Annotated in this window: 10 protein-coding genes; 3 read left to right on the top strand and 7 right to left on the bottom strand. The window is 74.7% G+C overall.

Features of this window, described 5'->3' with window-relative positions; genetic code table 11:
- Window positions 1-98: 98 nt before the first annotated feature.
- The 3 genes from DZF91_RS04355 to DZF91_RS04345 all read right to left on the bottom strand — a co-directional run bounded on the left by DZF91_RS04355 (window position 99) and on the right by DZF91_RS04345 (window position 2192).
- Window positions 99-827 (bottom strand): acetoacetate decarboxylase family protein, encoded by a 729-nt coding sequence (locus DZF91_RS04355; protein ID WP_235834075.1) that lies wholly within the window; start codon window positions 825-827, stop codon window positions 99-101.
- Window positions 828-987: 160 nt separating this feature from the next.
- Window positions 988-1527 (bottom strand): SRPBCC family protein, encoded by a 540-nt coding sequence (locus DZF91_RS04350; protein ID WP_117356205.1) that lies wholly within the window; start codon window positions 1525-1527, stop codon window positions 988-990.
- A 77-nt stretch (window positions 1528-1604) separates the two neighbouring features.
- The gene (locus DZF91_RS04345) at window positions 1605-2192 is read right to left on the bottom strand and encodes an HD domain-containing protein (RefSeq protein ID WP_117356207.1); all 588 of its coding nucleotides are present in this window, start codon (window positions 2190-2192) and stop codon (window positions 1605-1607) included.
- Between the two features lie 141 nt (window positions 2193-2333).
- Between DZF91_RS04345 and DZF91_RS04340 the strand changes: the two genes are divergently transcribed.
- Window positions 2334-4178 (top strand): outer membrane protein assembly factor BamB family protein, encoded by a 1845-nt coding sequence (locus DZF91_RS04340; RefSeq protein ID WP_158587846.1) that lies wholly within the window; start codon window positions 2334-2336, stop codon window positions 4176-4178.
- A 90-nt stretch (window positions 4179-4268) separates the two neighbouring features.
- Here the strand turns inward: DZF91_RS04340 and DZF91_RS04335 are convergent, their stop codons facing one another.
- A complete protein-coding gene (locus DZF91_RS04335; protein ID WP_117356203.1) occupies window positions 4269-4706 on the bottom strand; it encodes a DUF6292 family protein in 438 nt (145 codons plus the stop codon).
- A 399-nt stretch (window positions 4707-5105) separates the two neighbouring features.
- Between DZF91_RS04335 and DZF91_RS04330 the strand changes: the two genes are divergently transcribed.
- Both DZF91_RS04330 and DZF91_RS04325 read left to right on the top strand, forming a co-directional pair.
- Window positions 5106-5933: a GntR family transcriptional regulator gene (locus DZF91_RS04330; RefSeq protein WP_117356202.1), complete on the top strand. Its 828-nt coding sequence runs from the start codon at window positions 5106-5108 to the stop codon at window positions 5931-5933.
- Window positions 5934-6101: 168 nt separating this feature from the next.
- Window positions 6102-6773, top strand: coding sequence for a GNAT family N-acetyltransferase (locus tag DZF91_RS04325; RefSeq protein WP_117356201.1), 672 nt, complete (start codon window positions 6102-6104; stop codon window positions 6771-6773).
- Here DZF91_RS04325 and DZF91_RS04320 read toward each other — a convergent pair.
- The 3 genes from DZF91_RS04320 to DZF91_RS04310 all read right to left on the bottom strand — a co-directional run.
- Window positions 6730-8028: a glycosyltransferase family 4 protein gene (locus DZF91_RS04320; RefSeq protein ID WP_117356200.1), complete on the bottom strand. Its 1299-nt coding sequence runs from the start codon at window positions 8026-8028 to the stop codon at window positions 6730-6732. The two genes, DZF91_RS04325 and DZF91_RS04320, sit on opposite strands and share 44 nt — an antisense overlap.
- Window positions 8029-8126: 98 nt before the next feature.
- Entirely contained in the window at window positions 8127-9389 is a 1263-nt protein-coding gene (locus DZF91_RS04315; RefSeq protein WP_117356199.1) for a nucleotide sugar dehydrogenase, read from the bottom strand.
- A 27-nt stretch (window positions 9390-9416) separates the two neighbouring features.
- The coding region (locus tag DZF91_RS04310) for a glycosyltransferase family 4 protein (protein WP_235834074.1) at window positions 9417-10754 on the bottom strand (1338 nt) is incomplete at its 5' end.

Here is a 10754-nt window from a genome sequence, read left to right as displayed (position 1 = left end):
GGCCGCGACGACCTCCCAGCCCGCGGCGGCGAGGCGGCGGGCGGCGAGCGCGCCGAGCCCGCTCGCGGCCCCGGTGACCAGGGCGGTCCGGGCGCGGGTCATGTCCGTACCTCCACGGCGTCCTGGAAGGTCATGCGGACCCGGTCCACGGTGGCGCAGGACAGCGCGCGGGCCCGGTCGAGGCCGAGCGCGCGCAGCTCGTGCGCCACGGGGTGGTCGCCCAGGTGCAGGTACGCGCCGCCGGGCCGGGCCCGGACACCGGAGGCGGAGACCGTCCACGGGGTCCGGCGGGTCGTGCCGTCCATGTGGGTGAAGGCGTCCACACCGGCCGCGGCCCTGCGGGACGGCACGGGGACACCCGGCCGGACGTGCATCTCCAGGGCCGTCCGGCCGTCCACGCGGACGAGGCAGCGCCTGGTGCGCGAGGCGAGGTCCATGCGGATGTCGGCCATCTCCTTGGGGAAGCCCCAGATCGTCCGGCCCGCCTCCAGCGTGAACGCCTGGTTCACGGGCAGCCAGTGGACGAACGCGCCGACCCGTCCCCTCGCGCCCGCCGTCCCCTTGACCAGGAAGGCGACCGCGAACTCGTGGTACGGCCCGAGGTCGCCGTCGGCGTACCGGACGAACGCCAGCGAGCAGACCGCCCGGCCGGGCAGCGGGCTCGCCACCTCCAGGCCGGAGTAGGCGATCACGGCCTGGGCGGCGTCGGACGGGACGGCGAACATGGCGGACGCGACGGCGGCGTCCCGGATCTCGACCGGGAGCGCCACGCGGTCGCCCTGGATCAGGTGCGCCGGCGGAGCGGGCGCGGTGGCGTCAGCGGACACGCCACAAGTAGAACAGGTTCTTATTTCTCGCTCAAGGGCGGCTCGCCCGCGCCGCGGAGGCGAACCCGTGGCGTCCGCTGCCGACGGCACGTCCGCGGGTGGGTTCGTCGGCACGTCCGCTGGCGGGTTCGCCGGCCTGCCGGGGGCGTGGGCGCGCCGGTCAGTGCTCGATCGCGGTGCGGATGCGGGCCAGCGTCGCGCGCATCCCGCGCCGGTTCAGTTCGGCGCGGTCCTCGGCGCGGACGCCGGTGAAGACGCGGCCGAGCAGGGCCGTCACCCGGGCCGAGCGCGAGTCGCGGCGTAGGTCCTCCCAGTACTCGGCGAGGCGGGTGGAGGCGGCGGAGCCGTCCTCATCCGTGGCGTCCTCGTCCGCGGCGTCCTCTCCGGGGGCCGCCTCGATGCCTTCGATCCGGTAGCCCCACAGCGCCACGGGCATGCCGAAGGTCGTCACCCGGAAGGCGAACGCCCGCCCGGGAATCGCGGCCGTGACCTCGCACGTCGTGAACCAGACGCGCCAGCCGAGCCGGTTGAACCCGACGAACCGGGTGCCCTCCGCGATCTCGCCGCCGCCCCGGATCCACACCCGGAACAGCTCCGGGCTCCACTCGGGCATCCGGCGCAGGTCGGCGACCGCCGCGTACACCTCGTCCGGCGGCGCCGCGACCCGGACCGACTCCTCGACCGTCCACTCCCGTTCCATGAACGCCCATTAGAGCAGGCCGCCGTCCGGCCGGATCAGTCGGGCACCGGCCCCTCGGAGCAGGTGGACGCCGGGCGTCAGAGCAGGTGGGCGTAGGCCCGTCGCCACTCGTCGAACCAGCGCGCGAACCAGGGCGAACGCTCGGCCAGCGGCAGGATGTAGGTGACCGTCTCGGCGTAGTAGCGGCGCTGGAAGTCGGGCGGCATCTTCTCCAGCGACTGCACGTTGCTCACCCGGTCGGCGAGCTTCACCAGGACGGCCGCGTCCGGCGCGTCCCCGAGTCTGCGCAGGTAGGCGGCCCGGGCGGCGCGCTTCTCCTTGCGTCCGAGGCCGCCGGGCGGCGGCTTGGTCACCCAGTCGACCAGCTCGGCCACCTCGTCCCCGAACTCCGCCTCGACGTCGGCGACAGTCGCGGCGGTGTCCTCGACGACGTCGTGCAGCAGCACCGCCGCGAGAGTGGCAGGATCGGAGACCTCGGCCCCCCGCACGAGGACCTCCAGCGCCTCCAGCAGATGCTCGGCGTAGGGTGCCCCGGTGGGCCGCGCCTGGTCGCCGTGCCAGCGCAGCGCGGCCTCGGCCGCCCGCGTGAGCAGGGGCAGCGCCGGGTGGTCCGCCAGGTCGGCCCGGGCGGCGTCCCAGGTCGGCCAGCTCGTGAAGGTCCGCACGTCGGGTCCTTTCCCGCCGCGGCGGCGCCGGTGTGGCGCCGTGGTGGCAGGGCTGTGGTGGCTGAAGCGTGGTGGCACGGTCGTGGCGGCGCGGCGGGCCGCGCCCGAGTCGTGACGTCCAACCTTAGGGAGTGTCCGGTCGTGGTCCGCATCCGGCAGCGCGGCGTCGCCGTGGCGACCGCGGTCGTGCTGGCCCTCGCGGGCACGGTCGCCGCCCGGTACCTGCTGACCGACGGGCTGGTGCGGCACACCGTGACCGCCGACCCGGTCGCCGACCAGCCCCGCCTCGGCCCGCCGCCCGGACCGCTCACCACCGCCTGGACGCGGACCGTCCCGCTGCGCCGGGCCGCCGTCGCCGGGCACGACACGGTCGCGCACGAGGTCGCCGACGGGCAGGTCGTCACGGCCGCGGGCGGCGGCCTGTCGGTGCGCGACGCCCGCACCGGCGCGCTCCGCTGGGAGTACCGCCGGTCCGGCTGGAGCCTGCTCGGCTGGACGGCCACCGGCGGCCGTCTCGTCGCGTTCCTCCAGCGGGACGGGCATCCGGGCGAGCACGAGTTCCTCGGCTTCGACGCGCTGTCCGGCGGGCTGCTGTGGCGCGGCTCGGACGGCCGTCCCGCGACCGTCGCGCGCGGCACGCTGCACTGGCCGTCCGGCTCGGACATCGTGCTCACCGCCTCGCTCGACCGTCGCGAGCTGTCCGGGCGTTCGGCGGTGAACGGCGTCCGCCGCTGGACGCTGCGGCTGCCGGAGGGGTGCCGCCTGTACGAGGACGCGCCCGAACCGTCCGGCGCGTCCGCCGACCTGGCGGCGCTCGCCCTCGACTGCCGGGGCCGCAGCCACCTGCTCGCCGTCCGGCCCGCCACCGGCGCCCTGCTCTGGGACCGCGTGCTCGGCACCGACGAGGCGCCCGAGGTCGCCGTCCGCGGCCGTGCCGTCCTCGCCGCCGACGGCGCCGCCCTGCGCCTCTACGACGCCGAGGGCGACCAGACGGCCGTCTGGAACGACCCGGACGCCTGCGGCGCGGGCATGTGCCCGAGCGCCCTGAGCGGCGGCCTGCTCGTGCTCGTCCGCGCCGGGGACGCCGGCGACGGCGGACGCACGGAGGCCGTGGACCTGAGGTCCGGCCGCGTCGTCTGGAGCCGCGCCACCCCCGCCTACGCCGCGCTCACCGAGGCGGGCGGACGCCTGTACGCCCTGCGCCCCCGGCTCTCCGACGGCCTGCTGCCCGCGGGCGTGGACCTCATCAGCCCGGCGTCCGGGGCGGCCGTCACCGCGCCCCTCCCGTTCGCCGTGGACCCGGACCTCGTCGGCGTCCGCCCGTGGATGGCGGCGGCGGGCGGGCTGCTCTACATCTCCGTGCCCGAGGCCGCGCCCCGGCCGTCCGGCGCGGCCCGGCTGGTCGCGGTGCGGGGCGCTCCCGCCGGGCGCGGACCGGCCGAGCTGGACGGCGTGCCTCCCGCGACCTGGCCGGACGCCTGCGAACTGCTGAAACCCGCCGACCTGGTCACCGCCCGCCTCCCGGTGCGGCGGGGCGCACCGGTGCGGGCCCGGATCGCCTCCGTCCGCCTGCCCAAGCCCGTGGCCTGCGAGTACGACCTCCAGGACGTCCCCTCCCCGGAGCCCTCGCCCAGTACCGCGCCGAAGCCGTCCGCGCCGTCCACGGCCGCGACACCGTCCCCCGTCCCGTCGGGCGCGGCGGGGGTGATGCCCCCCGCCTCGGACGGCGCGACGGTCTCGGTCCGCTGGGTCGCCCCGGACGCGGCGGCCGCCGCCGGCCTGCTGTCGTCCCTGGAGACCACCCAGGCCCAGGCGCGCCGCCGCACCGACCTGGCCGCGGACGACGCCTACGAACTGGGCCCGTCCGCGGGCACGATCGCCCTGCGCGTCAGGCGCTACATCGTCGTCGTGGACGCCACCCGCCCCCCGGGCGCCGCCGCCCACCTGGCCCGCGCAGTAGCCCAGAACCTCCGCGCCCTTCCGTAGCCGGAGAGGAACCGGGAAGAAGGGAGCCGCCTCCCATCGGCGGAGGCCGGGGAGGCGGTGCGTTGAGGGGGAGCGGAAGCGGGAGCCGCGTCAGACGAGGGCGGCGGCGGGGGAGTGCGCGGCGAGCCGGGCGGCGAAGCCGTCGGAGCGGTCGGAGTGGACGCGGAACGCGCGGCGTTCTTCGCGGACGCCGCTCAGCAGGCGGTCGAGCACCGCGTCGCCGTCCGGCAGCACGTCTCCGCCGAGGTGCGATTCGCCGTCCAGGACGGTGCGCTCACCCTGGCGCCCGCGGACGAAGCGGCCCTCCCGCCAGCCGGTCTCCTCGTCCCACACCAGCGCGCGGCGGCCGGAGGCCGAGCGGATCAGGATCGTGGCGTCCCGAGGGCCGGACGGGTCGAGCCAGCACCCCTCGACGGGGACGCCGGCGCGTCCGAGGGTCTCCACGACGTGCGTGACATATCCGTGGATCTGGTCCACCCAGGGGTCGGGGTGGTGCTCGGGGACGGGGATTCGCCTTTCGGACATCATCGTGTCTCCTCTCCGTGGTTCGGATTGTCACCCGAATTGGACGGTTTGCCCATACCTGCGACCTTTCGTCGCAGGGGAGAGGTATCGCCGATCACGTTTTCCGAAGGCCGGTGGCCGATCATCTCCTCGTAGCGGCCGCCGACCGGCGGACCGCAGGGGTTTCGATGGAGAACGGGCTGGGAGGGCGCCGCTCCGGACAGAGCAAGTGGCAGATCAGGTGACAGATCAGGATGGTGGGTTCGACCGCCTCGGGCCAGAGATGTAGCTCTTGGAGGTGTTCCGCTCAGCCGTTCAAGTCCTTGGCTGGATTATTCATTCGTTCCTACCTTTCTGCAAGGCCTATGAGTAGGATGGCTGTAGCACATACCGAGTGTCGCGACCGTACGAAGGAGTGGGTCAATGGCCGGGGCCAGGTACCGGGACATCGCCGACGACCTGGCACGCCGCATCGAGGAGGGCGAGTTCGCCGCGGGCGAGCGGCTGCCCACCGAAGAGCAGCTGATGGTCGACTACGACAACGCCTCCCGCAACACCATCCGCGAGGCGGTGAAGATCCTCAAGGCCCGGGGACTGGTCGAGACCACGCAGGGGCGCGGCACCTTCGTGCTGGAGGGGACCGTCCCGTTCGCGGTGACGCTCGCGGGCATCCCGCAGCCGCCGGCCGGCACCCCCGGCGGCGAGGGCGCGGCCTACCGGTTCGACGCCGAGTTGCAGGCCCGGCAGTTCGAGAACAAGGACCCGAAGGTCGAGATCCAGCGGGCGACCCCCGAGGTGGCCAAGGCGCTCGCGCTCAAGGACGGCACTCGGGTCGTCCTGCGGCACCAGGAGCGGTTCATCGAGGGCCGCGCCTGGTCCCTGCAGACCACCTACTACCCCATGGAGTACGTGACCCGGGGGGCCGACCGGCTGCTGGACGACGAGGACATCGACGAGGGCGCGGTCGCCTACCTCAAGGAGACCCTCGGGGTCGAGCAGGTCGCCTACCGGGACCGCATCACCGCCCGTGCGCCCGACAGCAACGAGACCACCTTCTTCTCGCTGCGCGACAGCGGCAGCGTGGTGATCGTCCACGACCGGGTGGGGTACGACGTCGACCAGAGGCCCATCCGCTTCACCCGCACCGTCTACCCGGCCGACCGCAACCAGCTCGACCTGGTCGTCGGAGTGGTTCCGCCGTCGCCGTGGGCCTACGACAAGGGCGCCGCGAAGGAGGGAGGGCGATCCTGAGCGATTCCGTCCTTCATACGCGGGCCGGCGTCCGGGGCCGTCGCCGCTGAGCGGCTCCCCCGGCAGGCCGGGATCAGGGGTCGAGGCCGCCCTTCTTCGCGCCATGCGGTGAACGGCCCATCTCACCACGCCGGTGGGCGGAAACGCCGGCGGACATCTCACGGAGCCATGGACAGCGCAGCATTCACCCTTCGTCGGGCCGGCGACGAGGACGTCGCCGACATCATCCGCCTCATCGACGACGCGGCCCGGTGGCTGCGCGGCCAGGGGACGGGCCAGTGGGCCGAGCCCTGGCCGAACGCGGTGGAGCGGGAGCGGCGCATCCGGCGGGGCATCGAGCTCTCCCGGGAGAGGGGCGAGGACGGGTACGCGCAGGCGGTCACCTGGCTCGTCGCCGACGGGGACCGCCCGATCGCGACCACCTTCGTCACCCGTGTCCCGAACCCGGCGCTCTGGACCGCCGATGAGCTGAAGGTCAGGGCCGTCTACCTGCACCGGCTCGTCATCGACCGCCGGTACGCGGGCACCCGGCTCGGTGAGCGGCTGGTCCAGTGGGCCGGGGAATGGGGACGCCTCGCCTGGGGCGCCGAGGTCATGCGCATCGACGTGTGGACCGACAACATCCGGCTGCACGAGTACTACCGCGGGCGCGGCTTCCTCTACACGGACGCGCCCCACCGGCAGGCGGACGGCACCTTCCGTCCCGACCCGCGGCTGCCCATGCACGTGTACCCGTCGGGCGTCGTGCTCGACCGTCCGCTGAAGCCGGTCGAGCGCTGGCCCGACGTGCTCGGTTTCAGGCCGGCCGCCGACTCGGCGCCGGCGGCGCCGGCGGGATAGACCTGTCCGCGAGCGGCGAGGACGGCGGGGCGCTGTCGGAGTGCGGCCCGTTCTGGAGCGCGGCGGCGTCCCGGGACACCGGCGTGAGGTCCTGGGAGGCCGGTGCGAACGATGGCGCGTCGTGGAGCGCCGGCACGGGCGCGGTGGCCGGCTGGACGGCGCCGGAGCGGGTGGTGGCCCAGGTTTCCAGTTGGCGGACGAAGGGGGCCGCCTGGAGGGGCCAGTGGAAGCGGGCGCGGGCCGTGGCGTGGCCGCGTTCGGCCATGGCGGCGCGGCGGTCGGGGTCGGCGCGCAGGCGGCGGATCGCCGCGGCGGCGGCGGCCGGGTCGGCGAAGGGGACGACCTCGCCGCAGCCGGACGGTTCGACGATGCCGACGGCGGGCGGGTTCGGGGTGGTGACGACCGGGATGCCGCGCGCCATGTACTCGACGACCTTGGTGGGCATCGAGTGGCGGTAGTTGGGCTCGTCGTGGAGGAGGGCGAGGCCGGCCATCGCGCCCTCGGCGATGCGCAGGGCGCGGTCGTTCGGGACGAAGCCGTACCAGCGCAGGACGCCCGCGAGCTGGGCGTCGTGCAGCGCCGGGCGGATGTCGGGGTCGGCGGAGCCGATCAGCTCGACCAGGACGCCCTCGGGGGCGAGGAGGCGGGCGGTCTCGATCATGTCGAGGGCGCCGCGGGCGGCGGAGAGGTGGCCGACGTAGACGACGCGGCGGTCGTCGGGGACGGCGGGCGGGCGCTCGTCCACGTAGGTGGTGTTCGGGACGACCGGGTGCGGTTCGCGGAAGCGGTCCCGGTAGCCGTCCTCGGCGAGCAGCAGGTGGTGGCGGCGCTCGGCGCGACGCTCGAGGCGGCGGACGAGCGGGCGCAGCAGCGGGGCGAGCGGGGCCGGGAGCCAGCCCTTGGCGGTGAGCGCGGCGGCGGTGTCCTCGTGGACGTCCCAGACGACCGTCGTGCGGCGGCGGACGGACCGGGGCAGGCCGACCAGGAGCTCCGGGTCGTGCAGTAGGACCAGGTCCGCGTAGCCGGCGTGCTCGGCCAGCGCGCGGTGCGCGGCGCGCAGGGCGCGGAGCCGGCGGCGGCCGGTGGCGCGCGGCACGTCCACCGGCGACACCTCCCGCCACGGCGTGGAGTTGGTCGCCCGGAACGGGGCGATATAGGTGACCTCGTGCCCGGCGTCCAGAAGGGCGCGAATCTGCCGGTGCAGAATCCGCGCGTCCTCCGGATGGTGCACGACCGTGCAGACGCAGACCCGCATTCCACTCACTCCGGATGGGAGACGGTTTTCTTCCGGGGATTCTGCGCGGGCCGCGGAAATTGCCGATGAATTCCGGGCGGCGGGCAGGTGGAGTTCGGTCATAGAAGCTCGGCGCCCGCTCCGGCGAGGGCCCGGGTCCGGCCGCGGGTGTCGAACAGCAGCCGGGCGTGCCGGGTCAGCAGCCGCGGGTCGTAGGCGGTGTGGTCGGCGAGCACGATCGCCAGGTCGGCGTCCGCCAGCGCGGCGGTGAGCTCCCCCTCGGCGCGCCGGACGTCGGCGCCGTCCACCTGCCAGGACGTGACGTAGGGGTCGTGGAAGGCCAGGTCCGCGCCGAGCCGCAGCAGGCGGCGCGCGACCGGCCGGGCCGGGCTCTCGCGCTGGTCGGCGATGTCGGCCTTGTAGGTGACGCCGAGCAGCAGCACCCGGGCGCCCTTCAGTGCGCGGCCCTCGCGGTTGAGCAGCTGCTGCGCGCGCTCGGCGACGTACCGGGGCATCCGGTCGTTGATCTCCTGCGCCAGCTCGACGAACCGGAACGGGTACCCCAGCGACCTGACCTTGTACGACAGGTAGTTCGGGTCGATCGGGATGCAGTGCCCGCCGACACCCGGGCCCGGCCGGAACGCCTGGAAGCCGAACGGCTTGGTCGCGGCGCAGTCGATCGCGTCCCACAGGTCGATGCCCAGCTCGTGGCAGAACACCGCCATCTCGTTGACCAGCGCGATGTTGACGTGCCGGTAGGTGTTCTCCAGCAGCTTGGCCATCTCCGCCTCGCGGGTGCCCTTCGCCTGGACGACCCGCTCGACGAACTTGCCGTAGAACGCGGCGGCGGCCGTCGCGCAGGCCGGGGTCAGGCCCCCGACGATCTTCGGGGTGTTGCGGACGCCGTAGACCGGGTTGCCCGGGTCGATCCGCTCCGGCGAGAACGCCAGGTGGAAGTCCACCCCCGCGACCAGCCCGGACGCCTCCAGGATGGGCCGGACGACCTCCTCGGTCGTGCCCGGGTAGGTGGTGGACTCCAGCACCACCAGCGTTCCCGGCGCGAGCCGTCCGGCGATCGCCGCGGACGCGCCGCGGACGGCGGTGAGGTCCGGCCCGCCCTCGTCCGAGAGCGGGGTCGGCACGCAGATCACCACCGTGCCCGCGCCGTCCAGGACCTCCTCCGAGCCGGACGGCGCGAACCCGGCCGCCAGCATCTCCGCGACCTCCGCGTCGGACACGTCGTCCACGTGCGACCGTCCCGCGGCCAGGCCCGCGACGACGCGGTCGTCGCGGTCGTATCCGCCGACCCTGAGCCCGGCCCGGCACGCCTCGCGCACCAGCGGCAGCCCGACGTAGCCGAGCCCGATGACCACCAGATCCACGCCGGTGGCTCCCTTCGCTTCAGGAGTTCAGGAGCGGGCGGCGGCCCGGTAGCCGGCGGTCACCGCGCGCCATGTGCGCTCGGCCCCAACCCATTCCCGGGCGGCCCGCCCCAATTTCATTCTCTGTTCCGGACTGTAAATGAGTTCAGCCAGGGAATTGGCCCATGCCTCCGCGTCTTCGGGAAGAGTTAACGTGCCGGTCACGCCCGGTTCCACGATTTCGCGGAGTGCGCTGACATCACTTGCTATTACTGGGATTCCCCCCGCCATCGCCTCGAGCGGTTTCAGGGGCGTGACCAATTGGCAGACCCGGTCCGCCCGGCGGGGGACCGCGAAAACATCGAGGAGCGCGTGGAAACGACGGACGTCCGACGGCGGCACCCGGCCGGGGAACACGGCGCGCACGCCGCGTTCGGCGGCGCGGCGTTCCAGCGCCGGCCGCTCGGGGCCGTCCCCGACGAGCAGGAGCGTGACGTCGTCGCCCCGGGCGCGCAGCAGCGCGGCGGCGTCGATGAGCGTGCCGATGCCCTCGTAGCCGTAGAAGGACGAGGTCAGGCCCACGACGGGCACGCCGTCCGGGAGGCCGAGCGCGGCGCGCAGGTCGGCGGCGTCGGGCAGCGGTTCGAGGAAGCCGTCGTCCACGGCGTTCGGCACCACGGTGATCTTCGCCGGGTCCACGCCGCGTCCGGCGATCTCGGCGCGCATCGCCTCGCCCAGCGTGACCACGGCGTCCGCCTCGCGCATGCGGCGGGTCTCGAGCTCGCGGGTGAGCCGGTAGAAGTCGTCGGACGGCCGGTGCGACGGCGACCGCGACAGCCACGAGTCCTCCAGGAACCCGCGCACCTCGTACAGGACGGGCAGCCCGTGCCGCCGGCCGAGTTCGAGCGCGACGGCGGCGTTCCGGTGGTCGCTGACGGCGTGCAGCAGGTCCGGGCGCAGCTCCCGGACGAGCCGTCCGGCCAGGTCGGCGGCCTTCCGCACGGCCCGCACGGGGTCGGACGGCGGCGTCCACGGCAGCAGCCGGTGGTAGGGGACGCCGTCCACGTCCACCCGCGCCCGCGCGTCCCCGACGCCCTGCGCGAGCGGGTGCCCGAGCCGCGTCACCACGTGGGCGTCCCAGCCGAGGGCCTCGCGCTGCGCGACCGCGATCCGGTGCGTCCGCACGGTGTAGCCCGCGTTGGTGACCGGCAGCGAGTTGGTCACGAACATCAGCGTCCGGCGCACCTCGCCGGTGGCCGCCGGACGCGGCGGATAGGGCGGTGTGGCGAGGAGTTCTCGCAGGTCGCCGGCCTCGCGGCCGGGATCGCGGGGCTTCGGGGCGGCCAGCCGCGCGCGGCGCAGGCGCGGGACGGCGCGGGCCGCCAG

Source organism: Actinomadura logoneensis, from assembly GCF_003428695.1.
GTDB lineage: Bacteria > Actinomycetota > Actinomycetes > Streptosporangiales > Streptosporangiaceae > Spirillospora > Spirillospora logoneensis.
This window is presented reverse-complemented; position numbering and strand designations above follow the sequence as displayed.

Bases quoted from the DNA above. Each gene is read 5' to 3' on its own strand.
- DZF91_RS04350 (WP_117356205.1), bottom strand. From the start codon at position 1,527: ATGGAACGGGAGTGGACGGTCGAGGAGTCGGTCCGGGTCGCGGCGCCG.
- DZF91_RS04335 (WP_117356203.1), bottom strand. From the start codon at position 4,706: ATGATGTCCGAAAGGCGAATCCCCGTCCCCGAGCACCACCCCGACCCC.
- DZF91_RS04330 (WP_117356202.1), top strand. From the start codon at position 5,106: ATGGCCGGGGCCAGGTACCGGGACATCGCCGACGACCTGGCACGCCGC.
- DZF91_RS04325 (WP_117356201.1), top strand. From the start codon at position 6,102: ATGGACAGCGCAGCATTCACCCTTCGTCGGGCCGGCGACGAGGACGTC.
- DZF91_RS04320 (WP_117356200.1), bottom strand. From the start codon at position 8,028: ATGCGGGTCTGCGTCTGCACGGTCGTGCACCATCCGGAGGACGCGCGG.